Origin of the sequence: Paracoccus seriniphilus, assembly GCF_028553745.1 — a bacterium.
In the GTDB taxonomy this organism is placed as follows: Bacteria; Pseudomonadota; Alphaproteobacteria; order Rhodobacterales; family Rhodobacteraceae; genus Paracoccus; species Paracoccus seriniphilus.
In genome coordinates, this window is record NZ_CP067131.1 from 76,292 (window position 1) to 100,658 (window position 24,367).

24 protein-coding genes are annotated in these 24,367 nt (G+C 60.5%); 17 read left to right on the forward strand and 7 right to left on the reverse strand.

Translation table 11 applies throughout. The annotated features are described in order from the left end of the window. The first annotated feature begins 12 nt into the window (after positions 1-12). From folD to hisD, 9 genes are all read left to right on the forward strand, one after another. Positions 13-903 carry a bifunctional methylenetetrahydrofolate dehydrogenase/methenyltetrahydrofolate cyclohydrolase FolD gene (gene folD / locus JHW44_RS16730; RefSeq protein WP_089346200.1) on the forward strand — a complete coding sequence of 297 codons (891 nt, stop codon included), beginning with the start codon at positions 13-15 and terminating at the stop codon, positions 901-903. Between the two features lie 52 nt (positions 904-955). Further along, positions 956-1,840 (forward strand): formyltetrahydrofolate deformylase, encoded by an 885-nt coding sequence (gene purU, locus JHW44_RS16735; RefSeq protein ID WP_089346198.1) that lies wholly within the window; start codon positions 956-958, stop codon positions 1,838-1,840. A gap of 82 nt (positions 1,841-1,922) precedes the next feature. Next, complete coding sequence (locus JHW44_RS16740; RefSeq protein ID WP_272850353.1) at positions 1,923-2,918, forward strand: taurine ABC transporter substrate-binding protein; 996 nt, start codon at positions 1,923-1,925, stop codon at positions 2,916-2,918. A 60-nt stretch (positions 2,919-2,978) separates the two neighbouring features. Next, positions 2,979-3,785 carry a taurine ABC transporter ATP-binding protein gene (locus JHW44_RS16745; RefSeq protein ID WP_089346208.1) on the forward strand — a complete coding sequence of 269 codons (807 nt, stop codon included), beginning with the start codon at positions 2,979-2,981 and terminating at the stop codon, positions 3,783-3,785. Beyond that, complete coding sequence (locus tag JHW44_RS16750) at positions 3,782-5,008, forward strand: ABC transporter permease (protein ID WP_272850354.1); 1,227 nt, start codon at positions 3,782-3,784, stop codon at positions 5,006-5,008. Before JHW44_RS16745 ends, JHW44_RS16750 begins: the two co-directional genes overlap by 4 nt. A gap of 71 nt (positions 5,009-5,079) precedes the next feature. After that, entirely contained in the window at positions 5,080-6,108 is a 1,029-nt protein-coding gene (gene cuyA, locus JHW44_RS16755) for a D-cysteate sulfo-lyase (RefSeq protein ID WP_089345608.1), read from the forward strand. Positions 6,109-6,111: 3 nt separating this feature from the next. Continuing rightward, positions 6,112-7,320 (forward strand): DegT/DnrJ/EryC1/StrS family aminotransferase, encoded by a 1,209-nt coding sequence (locus JHW44_RS16760; protein ID WP_089345607.1) that lies wholly within the window; start codon positions 6,112-6,114, stop codon positions 7,318-7,320. Beyond that, on the forward strand, positions 7,317-8,009 hold the full coding sequence (gene cuyB, locus JHW44_RS16765; RefSeq protein WP_089345606.1) for a cysteate racemase: 693 nt from the start codon (positions 7,317-7,319) through the stop codon (positions 8,007-8,009). The genes JHW44_RS16760 and cuyB overlap by 4 nt, the downstream gene beginning before the upstream one ends. Before the next feature lie 64 nt (positions 8,010-8,073). Then, entirely contained in the window at positions 8,074-9,357 is a 1,284-nt protein-coding gene (gene hisD, locus JHW44_RS16770; protein ID WP_089345612.1) for a histidinol dehydrogenase, read from the forward strand. A gap of 54 nt (positions 9,358-9,411) precedes the next feature. On the opposite strand, the gene JHW44_RS16775 is transcribed toward hisD, so the two are convergent. The 3 genes from JHW44_RS16775 to JHW44_RS16785 form a co-directional block, all read right to left on the reverse strand. After that, positions 9,412-10,410 carry a GlxA family transcriptional regulator gene (locus JHW44_RS16775; protein ID WP_089345605.1) on the reverse strand — a complete coding sequence of 333 codons (999 nt, stop codon included), beginning with the start codon at positions 10,408-10,410 and terminating at the stop codon, positions 9,412-9,414. 117 nt (positions 10,411-10,527) lie between these two features. Continuing rightward, positions 10,528-11,595: an FAD-binding oxidoreductase gene (locus JHW44_RS16780; protein WP_089345604.1), complete on the reverse strand. Its 1,068-nt coding sequence runs from the start codon at positions 11,593-11,595 to the stop codon at positions 10,528-10,530. An 89-nt stretch (positions 11,596-11,684) separates the two neighbouring features. Continuing rightward, positions 11,685-12,914 carry an aromatic ring-hydroxylating oxygenase subunit alpha gene (locus JHW44_RS16785; protein WP_089345603.1) on the reverse strand — a complete coding sequence of 410 codons (1,230 nt, stop codon included), beginning with the start codon at positions 12,912-12,914 and terminating at the stop codon, positions 11,685-11,687. Between the two features lie 655 nt (positions 12,915-13,569). Here JHW44_RS16785 and JHW44_RS16790 point away from each other — a divergent pair. After that, the gene (locus JHW44_RS16790) at positions 13,570-14,562 is read left to right on the forward strand and encodes a taurine ABC transporter substrate-binding protein (protein ID WP_089345611.1); all 993 of its coding nucleotides are present in this window, start codon (positions 13,570-13,572) and stop codon (positions 14,560-14,562) included. 95 nt (positions 14,563-14,657) lie between these two features. Here JHW44_RS16790 and JHW44_RS16795 read toward each other — a convergent pair whose 3' ends face one another. Next, positions 14,658-15,395, reverse strand: coding sequence for a sulfite exporter TauE/SafE family protein (locus tag JHW44_RS16795; protein WP_089345601.1), 738 nt, complete (start codon positions 15,393-15,395; stop codon positions 14,658-14,660). Beyond that, positions 15,392-16,291, reverse strand: a complete 900-nt coding sequence (locus JHW44_RS16800; protein WP_089345600.1) for a LysR substrate-binding domain-containing protein — start codon at positions 16,289-16,291, stop codon at positions 15,392-15,394. The genes JHW44_RS16795 and JHW44_RS16800 overlap by 4 nt, the downstream gene beginning before the upstream one ends. 284 nt (positions 16,292-16,575) lie before the next feature. On the opposite strand from JHW44_RS16800, the gene JHW44_RS16805 reads away from it, so the two are divergent. Together JHW44_RS16805 and JHW44_RS16810 are read left to right on the forward strand one after the other, a co-directional pair. Then, the gene (locus JHW44_RS16805; RefSeq protein WP_089345599.1) at positions 16,576-18,177 is read left to right on the forward strand and encodes a thiamine pyrophosphate-binding protein; all 1,602 of its coding nucleotides are present in this window, start codon (positions 16,576-16,578) and stop codon (positions 18,175-18,177) included. A gap of 72 nt (positions 18,178-18,249) precedes the next feature. Next, complete coding sequence (locus tag JHW44_RS16810; RefSeq protein WP_089345598.1) at positions 18,250-18,519, forward strand: alpha-hydroxy-acid oxidizing protein; 270 nt, start codon at positions 18,250-18,252, stop codon at positions 18,517-18,519. A gap of 32 nt (positions 18,520-18,551) precedes the next feature. Here the strand turns inward: JHW44_RS16810 and JHW44_RS16815 are convergent, their stop codons facing one another. Together JHW44_RS16815 and JHW44_RS16820 are read right to left on the reverse strand one after the other, a co-directional pair. Further along, the gene (locus JHW44_RS16815; protein WP_089345597.1) at positions 18,552-19,433 is read right to left on the reverse strand and encodes a LysR family transcriptional regulator; all 882 of its coding nucleotides are present in this window, start codon (positions 19,431-19,433) and stop codon (positions 18,552-18,554) included. A 155-nt stretch (positions 19,434-19,588) separates the two neighbouring features. Then, positions 19,589-19,837 carry a hypothetical protein gene (locus tag JHW44_RS16820; protein ID WP_089345596.1) on the reverse strand — a complete coding sequence of 83 codons (249 nt, stop codon included), beginning with the start codon at positions 19,835-19,837 and terminating at the stop codon, positions 19,589-19,591. A 381-nt stretch (positions 19,838-20,218) separates the two neighbouring features. Here JHW44_RS16820 and JHW44_RS16825 point away from each other — a divergent pair, with 381 nt between their 5' ends. From JHW44_RS16825 to JHW44_RS16845, 5 genes are all read left to right on the forward strand, one after another. Then, on the forward strand, positions 20,219-21,214 hold the full coding sequence (locus JHW44_RS16825; protein ID WP_089345595.1) for an ABC transporter substrate-binding protein: 996 nt from the start codon (positions 20,219-20,221) through the stop codon (positions 21,212-21,214). An 89-nt stretch (positions 21,215-21,303) separates the two neighbouring features. Further along, positions 21,304-22,188 (forward strand): ABC transporter permease, encoded by an 885-nt coding sequence (locus JHW44_RS16830; protein ID WP_089345594.1) that lies wholly within the window; start codon positions 21,304-21,306, stop codon positions 22,186-22,188. After that, a complete protein-coding gene (locus tag JHW44_RS16835; RefSeq protein WP_089345593.1) occupies positions 22,181-23,245 on the forward strand; it encodes a quaternary amine ABC transporter ATP-binding protein in 1,065 nt (354 codons plus the stop codon). The genes JHW44_RS16830 and JHW44_RS16835 overlap by 8 nt, the downstream gene beginning before the upstream one ends. Before the next feature lie 81 nt (positions 23,246-23,326). Then, the gene (gene aroQ / locus JHW44_RS16840) at positions 23,327-23,758 is read left to right on the forward strand and encodes a type II 3-dehydroquinate dehydratase (RefSeq protein ID WP_089345592.1); all 432 of its coding nucleotides are present in this window, start codon (positions 23,327-23,329) and stop codon (positions 23,756-23,758) included. 114 nt (positions 23,759-23,872) lie between these two features. Then, positions 23,873-24,319 (forward strand): DUF302 domain-containing protein, encoded by a 447-nt coding sequence (locus JHW44_RS16845; protein ID WP_089345591.1) that lies wholly within the window; start codon positions 23,873-23,875, stop codon positions 24,317-24,319. Positions 24,320-24,367 lie beyond the last annotated feature (48 nt).

A 24,367-nucleotide genomic window follows, 5' to 3' on the forward strand; every position in this document is an offset into this window, starting at 1 on the left:
ATGGCACAACCCATCACCGCGCGGGTCATCGACGGGCGCGCCTTTGCCGCTGATCTGCGGACGCGCGTTCGCGATGAAGTGGCGCGCCTTGCCGACAGCACGGGGCAGACGCCGGGCCTGGCGGTCGTGCTGGTGGGCGAAGATGCGGCCAGCCATGTCTATGTGCGCAACAAGGTGCGCCAGACCCGTGAGGCGGGGATGCAGAGCCATGAGCACCAATTGCCGGCAGAGACCTCGCAAGAGGATCTGTTGGCGCTGATCGCCCGGCTCAATGCCGATCCGAGCGTGCATGGCATTCTGGTCCAGCTGCCCTTGCCGGCGCAGATCGACACTCATGCGGTCATTCAGGCCATCGATCCGGCCAAGGATGTCGATGGATTTCACATCAACAATGTCGGTCTGCTGGGAACGGGACAGAAGGCGCTGGTGCCCTGCACGCCTCTGGGTTGTCTGATGCTGCTGCGTGCCGAGTTGGGCAGCCTCGAAGGCCGCCGTGCGCTGGTGGTCGGTGCGTCCAATATTGTCGGCAAGCCGATGGCGCAGCTTCTGCTGGCCGAGAAATGCACCGTTGCCATTGCCCATTCGCGCACCCGCGATCTGGAGGCCGAGGTTCGTCAGGCCGAGATCCTGATTGTCGCGACCGGTGTGCCGGGGCTGATCCCCGGCCATTGGCTGCGTCCGGGCGCCGTGGTTCTGGATGTGGGAATCAACCGGGTGGAACGTGAAGGCAAAGAGGTTCTGGTCGGCGATGTGGATTTTGCCTCGGCGCGCAAGGTCGCCGGTGCGATCACGCCGGTGCCGGGCGGCGTCGGGCCGATGACCATCGCCTGCCTGCTGGCCAATACGGTCACCGCATTTGCCCGCGCCCGAGGTCTGCCTGAACCGGCGGGGCTGACCCAATGACCCTGCTTTCGATTTCCGCCTGCAACCTGTCGCGCAACAAGGGAATGACATCATGACGAAATTCTGCCTGACGGTGACCTGCGCCTCGACGCGGGGTGTGGTGGCCGCGATTGCCGACTATCTGGCGCGGCAGGGCTGCAATATCACGGACAGCTCGCAATATGACGATCCCCAGACCGGGCGTTTCTTCATGCGGGTCAGCTTTGTGTCAGAAAAGGGCAACTCGCTTGAGGAATTGAGCAAGGGTTTCGCGGAAACTGCCACGCCCCGGAAGATGGATTACGAATTCCATGACGAATCCCGCAAGATGCGCGTGGTGATCATGGTCAGCCGTTTCGGCCATTGCCTGAATGATCTGCTGTATCGCTGGCGCATCGGTGCGCTGCCCATCGATATCGTTGCGGTGATCAGCAACCACATGGATTACCAGAAGGTCGTGGTCAATCACGATATTCCGTTTCATTGCATCAAGGTTACCAAGGAAAACAAGCCCGAGGCCGAGGCACGGATCATGGCCGTGGTCGAGGATACCGATGCCGAGCTGATCGTCCTGGCGCGCTATATGCAGATCCTTTCGGATCAGATGTGTCAGAAGATGTCTGGCCGGATCATCAATATCCACCACTCTTTCCTGCCCAGCTTCAAGGGCGCGAACCCCTACAAGCAGGCGCATGAACGTGGGGTGAAACTGATCGGCGCGACCAGCCACTATGTGACCGCCGATCTGGACGAAGGGCCGATCATCGAACAGGATATCACCCGCGTCACCCATGCCCAATCCGCTGAGGATTACGTTTCACTGGGGCGCGACGTGGAAAGCCAGGTGCTGGCCCGTGCCATCCATGCCCATGCACATCACCGCGTTTTTCTGAACGGCAACAAGACCGTTGTCTTCCCGGCCTCGCCCGGATCGTTCTGCAGCGAACGAATGGGATGACGACCGCAATCCATAACCACATCGGGCAAACCGATTGACCGCAACGGGCGCGCATCGCCTGTCTGCCAACAAGGAGCTGAAGATGAAACTTTCTCTGGGTAGGGCCGCATTGACCTTGGCCGCGATCGGTGCGGTGTCTCCAGCATTTGCACAGGACGCTGTAACGGTGGCCTATTTCCAGGAATGGCCGATGCCGTTCCAATATGCCAAGGCCAAGGGGCTGTACGAGGAAAAGCTGGGCGTTCCGGTCAATTGGGTTGCCTTTGATTCGGGTACCGCGATGTCGGCCGCCATGGCGGCGGGCAATGTCCAGATCGCCGTCAGCCAGGGGGTGCTGCCCTTCATCGGCGCGACATCGGCGGGTCAGGATCTCAAGATCGTCGATATCGCGGCCTCTTACGCAGACAATGAGAATTGCGTCGTCGCCGCGCAGCTGGAAATCGACAAGGACAGTGCTTCGGAACTGGAAGGTAAGCGCGTTGCCGTTCCGATGGGGACGGGCGCCCAATACACCTTTTTGCAACTGATGAAGCATCTGCAGGTTGATACCTCGACCATGTCGATCGTGGACATGGCCCCGGCCGAAGGTGCGGCGGCGCTGTCTCAGGGCAATGTGGACATGGCCTGTGGCTGGGGCGGAGCCCTGGCGCGGATGCAGGAATATGGCAATGTCCTGATGACGGGGGCCGAAAAGGAAGAGATCGGCATCCTCTCTTTCGACCTGATCACCACCACCGGAAGCTTTGCCACTGAAGAGGCTCAGCTTCTGGCGGATTTCCTTGCGGTGACCGCGGATGCCAATGCGATGTGGAACGCTGGCGACAAGCGTGACGAGATGCTGCCGGTGATAGCCCAGGATGCGGGTATGGAACTGGCCGCGGCAGGCGAGACGATCGATGATTTCGAATTCCTGCCGGTCGAGGAACTGCTGTCTGACAAATGGCTGGGCGGGCGCGTCGGCAGCTATCTGGACGGTGCCGCGGCCTTTTTCCATGACTATGGGACCGTGCCTTCGGTGCTGCCGTCCTATGGTGCGCTGATCGACACGTCGGCGCTTTCTGATGTGTCTGGCCGCTGACGCTTGGTGGAAGGCGTTTGGTGCCTTCCGTTTCTGCCATGGCAAAAAGGAGATGGCCCCATGTCCGGCCTGATGCTGAAGAATATCTCGATGCGTTTTGATCTTGCCAACGGCTCGCATGTGCAGGCGTTGCAGGATGTCTCGCTGGATCTGAAACCCGGCCAGCTCTTGTCGGTGCTTGGGCCTTCGGGCTGCGGGAAATCGACGCTTCTGAACATCATCGCGGGTTTTCTGGCGCCCACGGGCGGCCAGATCACGCTGAACGGCCATGCGGTGACCGGGCCGGATGCCGAACGCGGCGTGGTGTTCCAGAAAGGCGCGCTGTTTGAATGGATGAACGTTCGGGACAATGTGTCCTTCGGGCCGCGCATGGCGGGCCAGCGCGAGGCCGAATATGGCGCCCATGTCGATCACCTGATCGAGGTGGTGGGTCTGCAGGATTTCCGTGAAAAGGCGATCTACGAGCTGTCGGGCGGGATGCAGCAGCGCGTCGCGCTGGCGCGCTGTCTGGCCAATGATCCCGATGTCATCCTGATGGACGAGCCCCTGGGCGCGCTGGATGCGCTGACGCGGGAAAAGATGCAGGCGATGGTGCTGAACCTGTGGAAGGAGACAGGCAAGACGGTGATCCTGATCACCCATTCGGTCGAAGAGGCCCTGCTTCTGGGCGAGCGTCTGATCGTCATGGCCCCGCGTCCGGGGCGTATCTACAAGGAATATCACCTTCCCTTTGCGGATCAGGGCGTTGGCAATGACCTGCGCGAGATCAAGAAGCTGCCGGAATTCGGCGCCCGGCGCGAAGAGATCCTGTCGATGATCTGGAACATGGAAGAGGAAATCATGGGTCGTCAGGGGGCAGCGGCATGACCGGTTTTGCAATTCTTCTGGTCTATGCGGGCCTGTTTGCGGGCTCGGCCCTTGTGGTCGGGCTGATCCGTCGCGCCCATGGCCGGCGCAATGACTTCACCAGCCTGAAGACCGTGACCTTCGGGGATGAAAGCGCGATCCGTCCGGACCGGGCGGCCTCGATCATCTCGATCCTGGTGGTGTTCCTGCTGTGGGGAGCGTTCACGGGGTCGAAGCTGGTGCCCTTCCACGTGCCGGGGCCGTTTCTGGGGGAAACCTCGTTCAGCTATGAGGCGCGGACCGACAGCGGCCAGATGCAATCGGGCAGGGTGGTCGTCTATGCCGGTGTCGAGGCCCCGGCCGAGCCTGCGGGTGATGGCGCCGTGGTGGCCAGCGTGCCGCGCGGGCGCGATCAGCTGATCCGTCTGCCCGAGGGGGCGCAGGCGGTCTCGGTGGACGGGCGTGAGATCGCGCCGGGCGAGACGCTGGATGTGGCCCATGGCACGGTCTCGATGACCGGCAAGGGCACGCTGAGCTTCTCGGCGGACAAGGGCCTGCAGATGGAGCCGATCTGGCTGCCCTCGCCCGAGGCGGTGGCGGGCCGCTTTGTCGAGATCGCCAAGTCGGGTTATCAGAACTTTACCCTGTGGGAGCATCTGGGGGCCTCGCTGATGCGGGTTCTGGCGGGTTTTGCGCTGGGATCTCTGGTGGGCATCCCGCTTGGCTATGCGATGGGCCTGTCGGGCTGGTTCCGGGGCTGGTTCGATCCGATCGTCGAGTTCATGCGGCCGGTGCCGCCGCTTGCGCTGATCCCGCTGGTGATCATCTGGTTCGGGATCTGGGAGACCGGCAAGGTTGTGCTGCTGTTCCTTGCGGCGCTGTGGGTGATGACGATCGCGGCGCGAGCCGGCGTGTCGGGGGTGAATATCACCAAGGTGCATGCGGCCTATTCCCTGGGGGCGTCGAAATGGCAATTGCTGCGCCATGTGATCCTGCCCAATTCCCTGCCCGAGATCTTTACCGGGGCGCGTGTGGCCATGGGCGTCTGCTGGGGCACGGTGGTCGCGGCGGAACTGGTGGCCGCGCAGATGGGCGCGGGCATGATGATCATCGCCGCCTCCAAGTTCCAGCTCACCGATATCGTCCTCATGGGAATCATCCTCATCGGAATCATCGGATACGGTATCGACGTCCTCATGAGACTCGCAGAGCGAAAACTCGTCCCGTGGAAAGGACAAAGCTGACGCGTTTCTTCATTGCGCGCGGGCCCCGGCGGGGTCGCGCATTCTGTCACCAACCCAAAGGAAATCAATCCATGTTGCTCTCTCGCTTTCCCCGCAAGTTTCTTGCCCATCTGCCCACGCCGCTGGAACGTCTGGATCGCCTGACCAAGGAATTGGACGGCCCGGAAATCTGGATCAAGCGTGATGATTGCACCGGCATGTCGACGGGCGGCAACAAGACACGCAAGCTGGAATTCCTGATGGCCGAGGCTGAGGCGCAGGGCGCCGAGGTGGTCATGACCCAGGGGGCGACCCAGTCCAACCATGCCCGCCAGACCGCAGCCTTTGCTGCCAAGATGGGCTTCGACTGCCATATCCTGCTGGAAGACCGCACCGGCAGCAATGATCACAACTACAACCACAACGGCAATGTGCTGCTGGACCATCTGCATGGCGCCACGACCGAGGTCTGCAAGGGCGGGCTGGACATGAATGCCGAAATGGAGGCCGTCGCGGATCGCATCCGTGCCGGGGGCCGCAAGGTCTATACCATTCCGGGTGGCGGTTCGAACCCGACCGGGGCGCTGGGTTACGTGAACTGCGCCTATGAGCTGGTCGGTCAGGCCAATGATCGCGGGCTGGTCATAGATCACCTGGTTCACGCCACCGGCAGTGCGGGCACGCAGGCTGGTCTGATCACCGGTCTGAAGGCCATCAATGCCCAGATCCCGCTGTTAGGTATCGGGGTGCGCGCGCCCAAGGACAAACAGGAAGAGAATGTTTTCAAGCTGGCACAGGCCACGGCGCAAAAGATTGGCGCCCCCGATGTGGTGCAGCGCGGCGATGTGGTCGCCAATTGTGATTATGTCGGGGCAGGCTATGGCATTCCGACGGAAAGCGGGCTGGAAGCCATTGCCATGTTTGCGCAACTGGAAGGCGTACTGCTGGATCCGGTCTATTCCGCGAAGGGCGCGGCCGGTCTGATCGACCTGATCCGCAAGGGGCATTTTAAGAAGGGTGAGCGGGTTGTCTTCCTGCATACCGGCGGTGCTGCGGCTCTGTTCGGCTATGATGCGGCTTTCGATTTCTCGGACCGTCGCGTCAGCAGCAGGGCAGCCTGAGCCATGACGATAGCGCGCTTTTCCAAAAGCTTCACCCAGCAGGAACCGATCCCCGAAGAGGGGATCGCGGCAGCGGTCGAGGTCATGCGCTCGGGGCGGCTGCATCGTTACAATGTCGCGCCGGGCGAGGAGGCCGAAGTCTCGGCGCTGGAGCGCGAACTGGCACAATGGCAGGGCAGCGCATATGCGCTGGCCTGCAGTTCAGGCGGCGCGGCATTGCGCATTGCAATGCGTGCGGCGGGGATCGGTGCCGGGGACGTGGTGCTGACCAATGCATTTACGCTGGCACCGGTGCCGGGGGCCATTGTCGCCGTGGGCGCACGGGTGGTTCTGGTCGAGATCACCGAAGACCTGCGGCTGGATCTGGATGATCTGGAGGCCAAGATTGCGGCCCATCAGCCCAAGGCCGTCATGGCTTCGCATATGCGTGGACATCTGTGCGACATGGAACGCCTGAGCGCCATCTGCGACAGGGCCGGGGTGCCGCTGATCGAGGATTGCGCCCACACAATGGGGGCAAAATGGAATGGCCGGCGCAGTGGCTCCTTCGGGCTGGCGGGGGCCTTCAGTTCGCAGACCTACAAGCATCTGAATTCGGGCGAGGGCGGTTTTCTGGTCTCGGATGACGCTGATTTCATGGCCCGCGCGATCATCCTGTCGGGGTCTTACATGCTGTATGGTCGCCATGGTGCCGCGCCCTCGGAAGAGCATTTCCGACAGGCCCGACTGGACATGCCCAATACCTCGGCGCGGATGGACAATCTGCGCGCCGCGCTGCTGCGTCCGCAGCTGGCGCGGATCGAGGATGCGATCAACCGTTGGAATGACCGCTACCGCGTCACGGCCAATGTCCTGGCGACCTGCCCGCAGATCGTCTTGCCTCGGCGGCCTGCGCAGGAAGATTATGTGGGCAGTTCGATCCAGTTCCGTCTGCCCGGCATCTCGGCGCAAGGAGCCGAGGCCTTCATCGCCCGCGCGGCCGATCTGGGGGTTGAACTGAAATGGTTTGGCGCTGGCGATCCGGTCGGTTTTACCTCGGCCCACAGCAGCTGGCACTATGTCGAGCCGCAGTCGTTGCCACGCACCGATGACGTTCTGGCAGGATTGTTCGACATGCGCCTGCCCCTGACCTTCACGGTCGAGGATTGCCGCCAGATCGGCGAGATCATCGTCGCCTGCGCCGCCGAGCAGATGGCGGGTGACGCATCATGAGTGCGCCGCGTCGTATCGGGGTGTTGGGGGGCATGGGCCCCGAGGCTACGGTTCTGCTGATGTCGCGCGTGATCGCAGCCACGCCCGCAAAGGACGATGCCGATCATCTGCCGTTGATGGTTGACATGAACCCGCAGGTTCCCTCGCGCATTGCACGGCTGATCGAAGGCCGTGGCGAGGACCCCGGCCCGGTGCTGGCGAAGATGGCAGCGGGATTGCAGCAGGCCGGGGCGCAGGCTTTGGCGATGCCCTGCAATACCGCGCATCATTACGCTCCGGTCATTCGCGATGCGGTGACGATCCCGCTGCTGGATATGGTCGAGCTGTCGGTCGCGCAGGCCGTGGCGCAGGTTGGCCGCGGTGGACTGGTGGGAATTCTCGGATCGCCGGCCTTGCAGCAGGTGGGCGTCTTTGATCGGGCGTTGGCCCGCCATGATTGCAAGGCCGTCTATGCCAGCGATCAGGACGGGCTGTTGAGGGCGATCCGCCAGATCAAGCAATCCGGCCCCTCGGCCCAATCGCGGGCGGCACTGGCCGATGCGGCCGCTGATGTCGCGGCAAGGGGTGCAGCACTGCAACTGGTGGCCTGCACAGAGTTTTCGCTGATTGCCGATGCGGCGGCCAGTCGGGCCGCTGTCCTTGACACGCTGGATGTTCTGGTCGCGGCGATGGTGGAATTTGCCCGATGATATCCGGCCCGTGCCGGCATCGGGATTGCATGAATGTTCGATAGTCAAACGGAAGGATCTGACCATGGGCGTGACCCAGCTTAAAACCGCCTCGCACAGCAGCGTAAAGGATGCGCCTGATGTGGAACAGGCCGTTCGTGCCATCCTGGCCGATATCGAGCTGAATGGCGACGATGCCGCGCGCAAATATGCCGAACGCTTCGATGGCTACTCGGGCAATCTGATCCTGACGCGGGACGAGATCGACGCGGCCTCGGCCTCACTGGACATGCAGTTGAAGGACGATATTCGCTACGCCTATGATAATGTGCGCAATTTCGCCGAGGCGCAGAAGGCCACGATCGGCGATTTCGAGGTGGAACTGCGCCCGGGTCTGTTCGCTGGTCAGCGCGCCATCCCCTGCAATACGGCAGGGTGCTATGTGCCGGGCGGGCGCTATGCCCATATTGCCTCGGCCCTTATGACGGTCACCACCGCCAAGGTCGCGGGGGTCAGCAATATCATTGCCTGCTCGCCGCCGCAAAAGGGCACAGGGGTCCACCCGGCGATCATCTATACCGCCGATCTTTGCGGCGCCGACCGCATCCTTGCCATGGGCGGGGTGCAGGGCGTCGCCGCCATGGCGAACGGCCTGTTCGGCCTGCCGAAGGCAGATATCCTTGTCGGTCCCGGCAATCAGTTCGTGGCCGAGGCCAAGCGGATTCTGTTCGGGCGCGTCGGCATCGACATGTTCGCCGGGCCGACGGACAGCCTGATCATCGCCGACGGGACCGCTGATCCCGAGTTCGTTGCCTGGGATCTGGTCGGTCAGGCCGAACATGGCTACAACTCGCCCGTCTGGCTGGTTACCGATGATCGGGCACTGGCGGAACAGGTCATGGCGCGTGTGCCCGAACTGATCGCGACCCTGCCGGAACTGAACGCCCGGAATGCCGCGGCGGCATGGCGCGACTATGCCGAGGTTTTCCTGTGCGATGACCGCGAGGATATGGCTGCCCTGTCCGACAGGATGGCCCCGGAACATCTGCATGTGCAGGCCGCTGACCGCGACTGGTGGCTGAGGCGGCTGACCTGTTATGGCAGCCTGTTCCTGGGCGAGGAAACCACCGTCGCTTTCGGCGACAAGGCCTCGGGCACCAACCATGTTCTGCCGACCTCGGGCGCGGCGCGCTATACCGGCGGGCTGTCCGTGCACAAATACATGAAGCTGGTAACCTGGCAGCGGGCCTTGCCTGATGCGGTCGTGCCGCTGGCCGAGGCGACTGCCCGGATTTCGCGGATGGAGGGGATGGAGGGCCATGCCCGCACCGCCGATATCCGGCTGGAGAAGTATCGCAAATCTGCATGATCAGCAGCACCTAGGGCTGGCACGGCGTCCCATTGCGCCGCGCCGGTTCCCGGCCTAGCGCAACGCCCGCGCTCGTGCGGGCGTAATGCCATATTCGCGGGCATAGAGGCGCGAAAACACCGTGCTGTTGGAGAAACCAAGGCTGATCGCGATATCGGTGATGCTCATGCTGCTTTGTTCAACCAGCGCCCGCCCGCGTTTCAGCCTCATCGAGCGATAAAAGGTCTTGGGGCTGCATCCCGCTGCCTTGTGAAAACGGCGTTCGAGCTGACGAATGGAAAAGCCGGACAGTTCTGCCAGTTGTCTGATGCTGAGTGGCGTTTCCAGATTGTTTTCCATCAGTTCAATGACCCGCTCCAGTCGCGCATGGCGAAACGGGGTGATGTCGTTTTCGCTGCGCGGCTGATCCATGTCGGGCGCGCGGATCGCATGCATCACCAGAACCTGGCTGACCGAATGCGCCAGTCCGATCGAACGCGGTGCGACGATCGTGTTCAAAACGACATCGGCAGTGGCCATCATGCCCGCGGCGCTGATGATCCGGTTGCTGCGCGAATAAAGCGGCAACGACAGATGCGGGGCCATGGTCACATCACGCAGTATCTGGTGATTTTCCCAGTGGGTGGTGACATCGCGATTGTCGGGATCCAGCTTTTTCCATTCAGAGGAAGCATCCGACAGCAGGATCACCTCGCTGCCCCGCCGCTCGACCCCGCGTATCCATGTCTGCAGCTTCTTGAAGTTGCGCCCTACGCCGTTTCCGCCCAGCACCACGACATGATCGGGTCGTGGTTGGTTGGCATCCGGCAGCGTTTCGACGCGCGCCATCATGCCGCCCAGACCTTCGACAAGTTCCTGATCGCAGGAACTGCACAGCCGGACATCGAAAATAGCGGCCTTGCTGAGCCGATTGGCGATGCGCAGCACATCCTGCGCCAGCCCAAGCTCGGTTGGAACAAAACCCGGTTCCACCAGAATCATGACACTGACGCCGCGCGCCTTGTTGTCATCCGCAGGCGTAGAATGGTCCTCAGAGGGCAGGGGGCGGCTCATGGCTGGGCCTCTCAGCGGCGGGGTCTTTCGGGCAGGTTAGCCCGGCCGTTATACTTTGCAATATCTCGTCGCTTCGTAGTGGCCTTGCCCCCTTCCGGTTGATGACAGTCTGTCTGATCAGACCTCGATCGAGATCTTGCCCAGGGGCTGCGAACAGCAGGCCAGAATGTAGCCGGCCTCGATGTCCTCGGGCGTGATCCCACCGTTGTGAACCATATGCACCTCGCCCGAGAGCTTTCTGATCTTGCAACTGCCGCAAATGCCGAAGGTGCAGCCCGATGGGATGGGCAGACCCGCGCTGCGTGCCGCCAGCAGAACCGTTTCTTCCGGCTCACAACGATAGTGCCGCCCTGACGTGGCGAAATGGATTTCGGGCAGGTCATCGGCAGGCAAGTCCGCTACGGGCGGCGCGGAGGATTGATCGGGCGGCGCGCCAAAGCTCTCTTCGTGATAGCCCGCCATGTCATAGCCAAAGCCGGATAGCGCATCGCGGACCGATTGCATGAAGGGCTGCGGGCCGCAGCAATAGACGGTGCGTTCCAGAAAGTCCGGAGCCATCAGCCCAAGCATCAACTGGTTGAAGCGGCCCTGATATCCCGTCCAGGGGCGATAGGGATCAGGTTCCTCGACCACGAATTTCAGATCCAGCCCCGGCTCTCGACAGGCCATTTCCTCCAGCCGCTGACGAAAGATGATTTCGGAGGGGCGGCGGGCACAATTGATAAAGACGACATCCAGCCTGCGCCCCGCATCCCAGAGATCGGTGGTCATGGACATCATTGGCGTGACGCCCGACCCCGCCGAGATGAAAAGCAGCTTTTCGACCTTGCCGCTATCCAGCGTGAACTGTCCGGCCGGGCCACGGGCATTGATCTGCATGCCGGGTTTCAGATTTTCCATCATCCAGCGGGTGCCGATGCTGTCGGGTTGCGCCTTGGCGGTGATCGTGATCAGGCGCGGACGCGAGGGCGATGAGGAGATCGTATAGGTGCGATACAGGGTTTCATCAGGCACCGGCAGTTCCAGCGTCAGGAACTGGCCCGCGCGGAAGTTGAAAGGACGGCCCGAGGGAGCGCGAAAGGAAAAGCTGGATGTGCCGGGAATTTCGGGGACCACCGACACGCATTCCAGCGGCTCGTCATCGGTCCAATAGACATCGGCGGTGATGGTCGAAATCTGATTCATCGCGAGTTTCCTTGGCCTTGGGCGGGAAGGGATGCCCGGCACCATTGATCTGCAAATCAGGCCGGTGCCGGACAGAAGGCGCGTAGCCGCTATTCGGCGGCGGACAGCATGGCGGGCAGGCGTTCCGTCAGCTTGCTGCAATACCAGTCGACAAAGGCATCGACGCTGGCCTCATGCACGGCCGAATAGGGGCCGGGCGCGAAGGCAGGAGAATTCACGCCGAGCTGGTTGTCCTCGACCACGCGGCGGTCCTCGTCATTCGTGGCCTCCCAGACTTCTGTCAGATGCTTGAGGTCGTAATCCACACCTTCTTCTGCATCCTTGCGGACCAGCCAGCAGGTCAACAATTCGGTCTCGGTCGGGCTGACGGGGGTGACGCGGAAGGTCAGGCAATGGTCGGGCAGGAAATAGGCCCATGTGCTGGGATAATGGAATTTGTTGCACACGCCGGCATGATCAAGCGTGACATTGCCCAGACGCTTGTTGGGCACCGCGAAGGCCCCATCCATGGTAAAGCTCTTGGTTCCCGGCACCAGTGGCATCCGGGACATCCGATACTGCCCGTCTTCAGGCACCATGAATGACGCCGGCAGGCCCGCAGCCTCGCATTCGGCGAAATGCCGGGCAATATAATCGGGTATGTCGCCATTGCCCAGATAGGACACCCGCGGGTCTTCGGGGAAGGTCCGGATCAGGCTGGGGTGGTTGGCCGAGCAGTGATAGCATTCGCGATTGTTTTCCCAGACCAACTTCCAGTTGCCATTTTCGATGATGCGCGATTCATGGGCAACCTTGGCATTTTCCAGGTCATGGGGCAGCAGATAAGGACGGATCACATCGGCGAAACTGTCGAAATCCGGCGCCTCCTTGGCCAGACAGATATAGACCAGACCGGCAAGATTTCGACAATGTACCTGATGCAGGCCATGGTCCGCCGGGTTGAAATCCGGCCCCATGTCGCGTGCCCACAGCAGCGAGCCGTCAAGATCATAGGTCCATTGGTGATAGGGGCAGACCAGCTTGGGCGTCGTGCCCTTTGCGGCCTTGCAGATGATCGAACCGCGATGACGGCAGGTGTTGTGGAAGGCGCGAATTTCGCCATCCGCGCCGCGCACGACGACAACCTGATATTCACCGATCTTGTAGGTGATGTAGTTGCCCGGTTTGGGCAATTCGCAGGCCGGGGTGACGAACAGCCATTCCCGGTAGTGAAAAGCCTCAAGGTCCTCGCGAAAGATCTGCGCGTCGGTGTAGAACTCTCTTTCAAGACTGTAACCCGGCTTGCGACGGGCAAGCAGTTGCTGCGTCATCTGGCACATGGGGCTCTCCGGCCGCGCAGGGCGGCATTGGGGCGGTGCGGCGCTAGGCCGTCATCGCGGGTGAAACATGTGCAAGTTCGGGGTTGCGGACGTGTTGGCCCTTGCCGTCGCATTCAGACATGTCGGGCAGGTTTTCAAGGCGATTGGCGTCCGAAACATCCAGAACTTACAAGACCTTGTATAACCTGCGGCAAGAATTCCCGATCATCTCGAAAACGACAAACTTCGTCTTGAAATGGTCATTCGTTCCGGCTGCCAAGGCGAGATCGGGGATATTCAATGCGGAAGTGCCTGCAAATGTTGAAGACGGCATTGACCCAAGCGATCGGCAGTTCCATGATTATGTACCGCATGTTCTGAATTTCTGAACCCTGGCAGTAACATTTGACCGCTCGGGCATGGCTTCGCATGCTGAATCCGGCGGTCTGCAGCCGCGTAGGTTCTGTTGCCCCTGCAAGGGCGTCAGTTGAAGCGAACCGCGCCGAGCGATCCCTCGGCATGGATATATGTCCCGCCTGTTGTCGGGGACGGGTTCCCCGATCCTCGGGTGACGGGGTTTCACCCTGCAAGGGCTTGTGCGGTCAAGCGACCGCCGCCGGAACAAAAGAACCACAAGAACATGAAACTGCTGACAGCAGCCAACAAGGAGCCCCAAATGAACCGTGCTTTCGGACTTGCAACCTTTTCCGCCTTTGCCCTGGCCACCGCCTCCGGCGCCTTTGCCCAGACCCCGCTGACCGTCGCCTATTTCCTGGAATGGCCGATGCCCTTCCAATATGGAAAGGTCGAAGGCATCTATGACGAGAAGCTGGGTGTTCCGGTCAACTGGGTGGCCTTTGATACCGGCACGGCCATGTCTGCGGCAATGGCGGCGGGGGATGTGCAGATCGCCCTCAGCCAGGGCGTGCCGCCCTTCATCTCGGCTGCATCGGCCGGACAGGATTTGCGTGTTGTCGGGGTTGCCGCCTCTTATCCCGAGAATGAGAACTGCGTCGTCGCCGCGCGGCTTGAGATCGACAAGGACAGCGTCTCTGAACTCGAAGGAACACGGGTGGCGCTGCCGGTCGGCTCTGGCGCGCATTACGGCTTTCTTCAACAGATGCAATATTTCGGCGTGGATACGGGAACCATGACGATCGTCGATATGGCGCCGGCCGAAGGCGCGGTGGCCTTTGAGCAGGGCGATGTCGACATGGCCTGTGGCTGGGGCGGCGGGCTTACGCGGATGAAGGAGCATGGCAATGTCCTGCTGTCGGGCGCGGAAAAGGAACAGATCGGCGTTCTTTCTTCGGATCTGATCACGACCACCTCGGAATTTGCCATTGATCAGGCCGAGTTGCTGGCCAATTTCATGGCCGTTACCGAAGAGATGAACGCAATGTGGATCGCGGGCGACCACCGTGACGTGATGTTGCCGGTCATCGCCAAGGACGCGGGCATGGACGAGGGCAATGCCGCCGCGGTGATCGACAATTTCCAGTTCCCGACTGCAGAAGAACAGCTGTCCGAAACCTGGCTGGGTGGAGGCGTCGCCACATATCTTGATGGGGTTGCGCAGCTTTTCCATGAGCTGGGCCGCTTGCCCACTGTCCTGCCCACCTATGCCGGGCTGATCGACCCGCAACCGCTGCAAGAGGTGGTGCAGTAAACCCCCGACGACCTGTGAATCGCCGTCGGGCTGCACCTGTTGGCAAGGCCCGGCGGTTTCCCGAGGGCAAGTCGCCTGCCGCGTTGGCGGACCGGTCAGGCCAGCAATTCCCGGGCCATCAGCGCGGCTCCGGACAAGAAGGTCATGGTAATCAGAAGCCGCCTGAACGTATCGTCCTTCAAGCGTCTGAACACTGCGATCCCAATCTGGGCGGCTACCAGTGCAATGGGCAATGAAATCGCCAGAAGCCACATCGTCTGGGCGTCATATTTTCCCGCGAACAGCAGCATGATGCAGGCCAGGCCCAGGACAACCACGTTGAAGGGCTGCAGAACCGCCCGTGTTTCTGCCTTGGGCCAGGGCCGAACCGAGCACCACATCGTGGGAAGCGCCCCGGACAGGGACGCCGCCCCGCCAAGCACGCCGCCCAGGAAGCCGACGGCGATATCCGTCAGCGGCGTCGGGCGTTCGAATTTCGGCAGTTTTCGCCTCAGGCTGAAATACCCGCCATAGACCAGCAGCATGATGGCCACGACCATCTTCAGCGCCTCTGGCTGGATCGAGGACAGGATCATGATGCCCAAGGGGATGCCGGGGATCGCGGGCACAAGAAAGCGCGCCAGACGACGCGGATTGTCAAAGATCGCTTGCCGAACGATCCACAGTCCCTGCAGCCCGGTGACCGTGGACAGAACGACAATGATGGCGACGGCTTGCTCGGCAGGCATGAACTGCAACCAGAATCCCAAGGCAAACAAGGCGGTGCCAAAGCCGGCCAGCCCGTTGATGAATCCCCCGGCAGCCGCGCCGGCAACGAAGAGCGGCCAGTTCATGCGACACCGCCAGGCGTGATATGACCGATTTCGACGGCGCGCAGCAGGACGCGCTCCAACTCATCAATCATCCGGCCCCGGGCCGTGTCCTTGCGCGCGATCAACCCAAGCGAGCGCACCGGTGCGTTGGCCCCCAGTGACAGCCGTTTCAACGGCATGGGATGATAGTTCGAAACGGCAAGCCGGGGCATGATGGACACGCCCAGATTGCAAAATACCAAACTGGATATGGCTTCGGTTCCTTCAAGTTCCATCGCGTCCTTGACGCGGATTCCGGTTTCCAGCAACCAGTTCTCGATCATGCCGCCGGTGACACCGTTGCGTGACACCCGGATGAACGGCTTGGTGGCCAGCAATTCGAAAGGATCGTCGCTTTCGACCTGTGTCGATGCGACCAGTTGGAAAGGCTCTTTGGCGATTTCCTCCCAATCGACCGTCAAGGGCAGAAGATTGGGCTTGGCGATGACTGCGGCGTCCAGTTCGTTGCGTTCGACCTGCGTAATCAGAACCGGCGTCAGGGCCGGATGAACCTGCACGTGAAGATCGGGATAATCGGCCTTGAGCATGGCGATTGTCGATGGGATCAGCCCGGTCATATGCGTGGGCAAGGCTCCGATCTTCAGCACGCCGCGCAATCCGTCATCGCCCAGAACGCTTGGCACGATATCGTCATAGGCGCGCACGACCTCGCGCGCCTTTTCAAGAATGGCGCGACCGACGGGCGTGAATTCAGGCGTGCGTTTCGAACGGTCGAATATCGCCACGCCCCATTCTTCTTCAAGCGCCTTCATCTGCTGGGACACGGCGGCATGGGTGACAAAGACCGCACTGGCGGCGCCGCTGAAGGTGCCATGTTCGGCAACCGCAATCAGCGTCTTCAGAATTCGAATCGACACGCGTCTGCCTCGCCGGATTTAATGTAAAAAATTCTTACATTAAGTGAAAGATCTAGCCTATGGATTAAATCCTTCTAACCAAATACGCAGATAAGGTCAAAGATAATTGCAGGTGTTGTCCGTGCCTTACGATCTGTCGCCAATCCGGTCAATTTGTCAGAAAGCCAACCTGCCAGCCGGCTGGCATGATGCCCAAGGCGTGGCGTCAGATGATCTGCGCAAGGCGCGGGCCGCGTTCGGGATTGCAGTTCGCGCCATCTGCCTGCCTGAAGGAGAGGAATGACATGCGTGGGGCAGATCTGCTTGTGAAATCACTGGCAAAAACGGGCATAACCCGGATTTTCTCGCTTTCTGGAAACCAGATCATGCCGGTCTATGATGCCTGTCAGGAAGCGGGGATCGAGATCGTGCACACGCGGCATGAGGCCGCGGCGGTCTATATGGCCGAAGCCTATGCGCAACTGACCGGCCGGATCGGGGTGGCGATGGTGACGGCAGGCGCAGGAGCGGCAAATGCGGTCGGGGCGCTGTTGGTGGCGAGCGAAAGCGAAACACCGTTGCTGCTGCTGACCGGGGACAGCCCGGTCGCTCAGGACGGGATGGGGGCATTTCAGGAAATGCCGCAGGTGGCGATGATCGGACCGCTGACGAAACTGTCGCAGCGACCGGTCCGGGCGGCGCAACTTGGCCAGGCCGTCGCGCAAGCCATGCGTGTGGCGCAATCGGGGCGGCCCGGGCCGGTTCATATTTCGCTGGCATTCGATGTCGTGAATGAACGTATAGAGAGCGTCGAGTTGCCCAACGCCACTGCCTTTCAGCGTGTGCCTATGTATCCCCGCGACGGCGATGTGCAGAGCATCGTTCAGGCGGTATCAACTGCCAGACGTCCCGTGGTGATTTGCGGACCACAGATGAATGATACGCGCTTTGACGGGCTGAACGACCTGGCCGAGGCGCTGGATGCGCCGGTAATTCCCATGGAGAGTCCGCGAGGTCTCAAGGATCCGGCCCTTGGCGATATCAGCACCATTCTCGGGCAGGCCGATCTGATCGTTAACCTGGGCAAGCGGGTGGATTTCACTCTGGCCTTCGGCAAGGCCGAATCCTTCCATCCGGAAATACGCTGGATCGATGTGCAGCCCTGTGAGGCCGAGCGTGGCCGCGCCCATCGCAATCTTGGCAACCGCCTGTCACTCAGCATCGCCGCGGATGCCCGTGACATGGCGCGCGCCCTCATCGCCAGAGGGGCGGCGGGATCAAGCCATTCAGATTGGCGGGCCAGAGTGGAAACATTGCTCTCCACGCGGTTCTGCCCAGGTGGCGTGACGGGCAAGATTACCTCGGCCCAGCTTTGCGCGGCGGTTCAGCGACAGATCGAGCAGGTCTCGGATTCCATCGTTGTTTGCGACGGTGGTGAATTCGGGCAATGGGCGCAGGCCGTGACCAAGGGGAATGCACGCGTGATCAATGGGATATCGGGGGCGATCGGCGGTGGAATTTGTTATGGACTTGCGGCGCGTCTGGCGCGCCCGAATGCAACCGTCTTCTCGCTGATGGGGGATGGCACGGTTGGATTTCATTTTGCCGAGTTCGAGACCGCAGCCCGCGAAGGGGTTCCCTGTGTCGTGGTCATTGGCAACGACATGCGCTGGAATGCCGAACATCAGATCCAGATGCGCGATTACGGCAGCGACCGCCTGATCGGCTGTCAGCTCAGCAGCGCGCGCTATGATCTGGCTGCCGCCGCTCTTGGTGGACATGGCGAATATGTGACCGAGCTGGAGCAGCTTGATGGCGCGCTGACACGCGCGGTGCAAAGCGGCAAGCCGGCCTGTGTCAACGTGATGATCGAGGGACTGCCTGCCCCATCCGGTGCGGCGCATTGATCGCAACGGGCGTATTGTCCGGGGGATGAAATCGAAGGAATATGCCTCGGTGGGCATGAAAAAGGCCAACTGATGGATCCGGGTATTTTCCACCCTCCGATTGCGCATCTGCGAATGAACCGCGACGAATGGCCTGGCGATCTTGTGGTCAAGGGCGTGCTGAACCCTGACGACGCGAGGTGGCCGGTGGCTTCTGGCGTGGATGCCACCTGCGTTTCAAACCATTCGGCCCCGCAATTCGAGGCCGGATCTGGCACCATCGACCAGTTGCCGCAGATCCGCAAGGCGGGTGGTGACGATACGCCGCTGAAGATCTGCGGGCATGGCCCATTCCAAGAATGAGCAGGGCGGTCGGAAAAATTGCCAGCCCGGGATCAGTTTCGGGGCAGATGCGTGATGAAATCCACGAAACTGCGCATGGCTGCCGTCATCAGCTTGCCGGTCGGATAGACAAGGTGAATGGGAATGCCCGGCAAGCGGTAATCGCTCATCAGCGGGACCAATGTTCCCTCTGCCAGGTCGTCGGCCACCGCGAATTTCGGCAACAGAGTCACGCCGCGGCCGCTCAGCGCCATCTTGTGAAGCATTTCCGAGTTGTTTGCTGCAAAGACCGGCTGCACGCGTTGAAAGATGACCTGTCCGTCGCGCCGCATGGGCCATGTTCCGGTGCCGCGCAGGTTGGTATAATGCAGACAATCATGCTGCAGGAGATCCGCAGGCGCCTGCGGAATGCCGCGATTGTTGACATAATCAGGCGAGGCCACCAGCAGGATTTCCGCCTCGTCCAGTTTTCGCGCATGCAGGGTTGAATCTTCGAGATTGCCAATGCGGATCACCGCGTCAAAACTGTCGCTGACCAGATTCGCAAGGCCATCATCCAGAACCAGTTCCAACTGAATTTCCGGGAATTCCTGGGTAAAGTGCAGAATATGGGGTTGCAGCACCTTCAGCGTATAGCCCACGGGCGCACCGATCTTCAGCACGCCGGAAGGATGGTCGCTGGCCACGCGCACCGCCTCATTGGCCTCATCCATCAGGCGCAATGCCTCGCGCAGGCGCCGACTGTATTCCAGACCAATGGCTGTCGGACTGACCGAGCGAGTCGTTCGTGTCAGAAGCCGCGTCCCCAGATCATGTTCAAGATCGGTGATGTATTTGCTGCAGATGCTGCGCGAAATACCCATGCGTCTGGCGGCAGCCGAAAAGCTGCCTTCATCAATAATGGCGATGAAGGTACGCAGAACAGTGGTTTCCATGAAGGCGTCAGATCCGTTGTCTCGTGATCCTGGCGTACATGCGCCAAAAACGCCAAAAGGAAAACCGCCCAAATTCGGCGGCTCCTTCACAGACCTGTTACTTGTCTCGTGTCAGGAGACGCTTGCCATGGATGCAAGCGTCTCTGACAGGGCGATCAACGCTCGTAGTGGGTCATGGCCCATTCGCTCGACGGGAAGTTGGTCACGGTCAGTTTTTCGTCAGCCGACAGGCCCGCGCGGTGCAGTTCAACTGCGGTCAGGACCGAACCTGCGCGGACTGTAACGGTTTCTTCAGCTTGAACGGGTTGGACAGTTGCTTCGGGACGTTCGTGGTCCGAAGTGGCAGCCGAGGCAGCGCCCGAGACCAGGGTCAGTGCAGCAAGAGCAAAAGCAAAACGTTTCATATCAGTCGTCCTTGGTTTGTTTGTTCCGGCGCTTTATTGCGCTTTCGTGACGCTGAGATAGTCCGCTTGATCGCCAGTGATTAGGCATCAATTTTCGCTTTCTCTGTTCGATATTCTCGAACAATGGATCTGAAGTCGTGAAACCGCGCCGCCAGGCGGGAATTTTCGCCGAGTTCGTCGCCCTGAGGCGAGGAAATCCACGAATCTCTGTATAAAAAACAGCCATAAAACAAAAGGATACGAACAATCTTTCGCGAAGATGTGACATCCGGGGCTGGCTGTCCTATCATTCAGGCAAGCAGTTAAGCTTTCGACCGCATCAACGCGGTCAATCATGGGTCGGATCGACACATGGTCCGAAAAACGACAAAGGGGAGTTCCATGACAGCAATGAAATCCGCACTCGCGGTTCTGGGCCTGATGGTTGCGGCACCTGCCGCTTATGCCGCCGAAGATTGTGGCGACGTCACATTGGCCGAGATGAATTGGGCTTCGGCGGGTTTGGCCGCCTGGGTCGACAAGATCATTCTTGAAGAGGGCTATGGATGCGATGTTGCCCTGGTGACGGGTGATACCGTTCCAACATTTACCTCGATGAACGAAAAGGCCGAGCCTGACATCGCCCCGGAACTATGGGTCAATGCGGTCAAGGTGCCGCTGGATGCCGCAGTCGCCGAAGGGCGCATCGTGATCGCCTCGGAAATTTTGACCGATGGCGGTGTCGAAGGTTTCTGGATCCCCACGAAGCTGGCCGAAGAACATGGCATCAAGACGATCCATGATGCGCTTGAGCATCCCGAACTGTTCCCTGGTGCCGAGGATTCCAGCAAGGGTGCCTTTTTCAATTGTCCGTCAGGCTGGGCTTGCCAGATCATCACTCAGAACCAGTTCATCGCACTGGATGCCGAGGAGAAAGGCTTCGAACTGATCGATTCGGGTTCGGCCGCAGGGCTGGACGGTTCGATCGCGCGGGCCTTCAACCGGGATGAAGGCTGGCTGGGTTACTACTGGTCGCCGACGGCGATCCTGGGCAAATACGACATGACCAAGCTGGATCTCGGAGTCGAGCACGACAAGGAGTCCTGGGACAACTGCACGGTCGTGAACAACTGCCCCGATCCCAAGCTGAACGAATGGTCGCGTTCGGACGTGTTCACCGCGGTGACCAAGGAGTTCGCCGACAACAACCCGGTTACGATGGACTATCTGGGCAAGCGTGCCTGGTCCAATGCCACGGTCAACGAACTGCTGGCCTGGATGGGCGACAATCAGGCCACGAATGAAGACGGTGCCTATTACTTCCTCGAGAACTATCCCGAGGTCTGGAGCGCATGGCTCTCGGAAGATGTGGCGGCCAAAGTTCAGGACGCTCTCTGAACGTGGACATCAGGCGGGGCGCATGATGCGCCCCGTCCTTCCATCAGATGTCCGGCCTCGGATGAGGTCTAAAGAAAAGTAGAAGAATAATGGATTTTGTCGATTTTCCTGCCATGGGTCGGGCCGACTTGCGTGGCCTGCGGATTACCATCGATACCGCCTTTCGCGAGTTCACCCGGGCCTATGGCGAAACGCTCGAGAACCTGTTCCATCCCATCCAGGTCCTGTTGATCTTTATCGAGAACCTGCTGATCAACACGCCATGGATCATCGTTCTTGCCGCATTGGCCCTGATGATCTGGGGGCTAAGCCGAAGTTGGCAGATTGTGCTGGGCACTGTCATCTCGCTCTGCCTGATCGGCTATTTCGGCATGTGGGAAGATACGATGCGCACCATTGCGATGGTTGCGGTCTGTACCTTGATTGCCGTGGTGATCGGTATCCCCTCGGGGATCCTGATGGCGCGTTCTGATCGTGCAAATTCGATCATCACCCCGATCCTGGACATGATGCAGACGATGCCGAGCTTCGTCTATCTGATCCCGGTCGTGATGATCTTTGGTCTGGGCAAGGTGCCTGGCGTGATCGCGGTCGTGATCTATGCCGTGCCGCCGATCATCCGTCTGACCAATCTTGGCATCAGGCAGGTGCCTGCCGATGTGCTTGAGGCCGCCGATGCCTTTGGTTCGAACGGGCGGCAAAAGCTGAAGGATGTGCAATTGCCACTGGCGCTGCCCACGATCATGGCGGGGGTCAACCAGACCATCATGATGAGCCTTGCGATGGTTGTCGTGGCGTCGATGATCGGTGTGCGCGGTTTGGGTCAGCCAGTGCTGCAGGCCATCAACAACCAGTATTTCACCCTTGGGGTGATGAACGGATTGGCCATCGTCGCGATTGCGATCATCTTTGACCGGGCCACCCAGGCCTATGGCAAACGGCTGCAAAAACATCTGGAGGCCGTGCATGGCTGAGGCAATTCACGATATTCAGATCAATCACCTTTACAAGATCTTTGGTCCCAATGGCGCAAGCCATGTCGACAAGGTGAAAGCCGGGATGACCAAGGACGAGTTGAAGGCCAAATACAACCATGTGCTGGGGCTGGACGACATCAATCTGACCATTCCGGCCGGGCGGATTCAGGTTGTCATGGGGCTGTCGGGGTCGGGGAAATCGACCCTGATCCGCCATATCAACCGGTTGATCGAACCGACCGCCGGGGAGGTGGTCTTTGACGGTCAGGATATCGTCCAGATGTCCGAGCGCGAATTGCTGCAATTCCGGCGTGAAAAGACCGGCATGGTGTTTCAGAAGTTCGCACTGTTTCCTCATCGCACGGTGCTCGAGAACACGATCTATGGTCTCAAGCTGCGTGGGGTCAGCGACAAGGAAGCGATCGAGCGCGGCCGGCGCTGGATCAGCCGGGTGGGTCTTGACGGTTTCGAGGAAAGCTATCCCAACCAGCTTTCGGGCGGGATGCAGCAGCGTGTCGGTCTGGCCCGTGCGCTGACCAATGACCCTGAAATCCTGTTGATGGACGAGGCCTTCTCGGCGCTGGATCCCTTGATCCGGACCGACATGCAATCGGTCCTGCTTGATCTGCAGGCCGAGTTGCGCAAGACGATCATCTTCATCACCCATGACCTGGACGAGGCGCTGCGCCTTGGTGACAAGATCGCCATCCTGCGCGATGGCCGCATCATCCAGCAGGGCACGGGTGAACAGATCGTTCTGCGCCCGGCGGATGACTATATCAGCAGCTTCGTGCGCGATGTGAAGCGCGGCAATGTGATCACCGTGCGCACCATCCTGCGCAAGGGGCAGCGCGCGGAAACGCCGGTGACCGTTCCGGTCACAACCCTTCTGGAAGAGGCGGCTCGGGCGATGACGAATGCCGAGACCAATCGCGCCAATGTCGTCGACAGCCAGGGCCAGCATATCGGGATGGTGACCCTGTCCAAGACCGTGGCAGAGATGATCGCGCCGGATGACAGCGAAGAGGTCAACCCGGACGCATTGACCGCCTGACCGGCGTTCTTTTCGGACTTATCAATTCTGGCGGCGGCGCTATGATCAGCGCGCGCCGCCATTTCAGTCAGGGAACAGCCCATGAAAACCATTTATGTTCTCAACGGACCCAATCTGAACCTTCTGGGACAGCGCCAGCCCGAAATCTATGGGCATGAGACCCTGGCAGATGTCGAAACCATGTGCCGCGCCGCCGCCGAAGACAAGGCGCAAATCCGTTTTCTCCAAACCAACTGGGAAGGCCAGTTGGTTGACTGGATCCAGGAAGCACGCGGCGAGGCCTGCGGCATCGTCATCAATCCCGCCGCCCTGACGCATAGTTCGGTGGCGGTACTGGACGCGCTGAACATGTTCGACGGTCCGGTGATCGAGGTTCATATCAGTCAGATCCACAAGCGAGAGCCGTTCCGCCATTTTTCCTACGTATCCCAGCGTGCGGATGGGGTCGTGGCCGGATTCGGGGTCGAGGGCTATCCGGCCGCGGTCAGACGGGTTCTATCACTAACCGGTTAACTGGGGCCCGGCGGGGTGGATGCCCTTGAATTTACATGGCATCAATCTGGTGGAACCGGAACCTTCTTCGGTCCGCGCCGTTTTGTGACGCATATGTCAGACAGGAGAATTGCAATGCCCCGTCTCGTTACCGCACTCATCGCCTCACTTGCCCTTGCGGGGCCGGCACTGGCCGATATCGAGGAAATCCCTGCCGAGGGTTCGGTCTCGCAGGTGGCCGACCGTCTGGAAAGCGCAATCACCGATGCCGGTGCCAAGGTCTTTCTGCGGGTGGATCACGCCGCAGGTGCCAAGTCTGTCGACATGGCGCTGGATGACTCGGAAGTGGTGATTTTCGGCAATCCCAAGCTGGGCAGCCAGCCGATGCAGGATGACATTCGCGCCGGTCTTTATCTGCCGCTGAAAATGCTGGTCTTCAGCAAGGAAGGCACCACCCATATCGCATGGGAAGAACCGGAAGAGATGTTTGACGATCTCGATATCGATGAGGATGCGGCCTATCTGACCAAGATGGAGAACGCGATGAAGATGTTCGCGCAAAAGGCCGCCGCCGCAGAATAGGGCGGGCGCTATCAGCCATCATCCGGTATTGAACCGCGCCCGGTATGG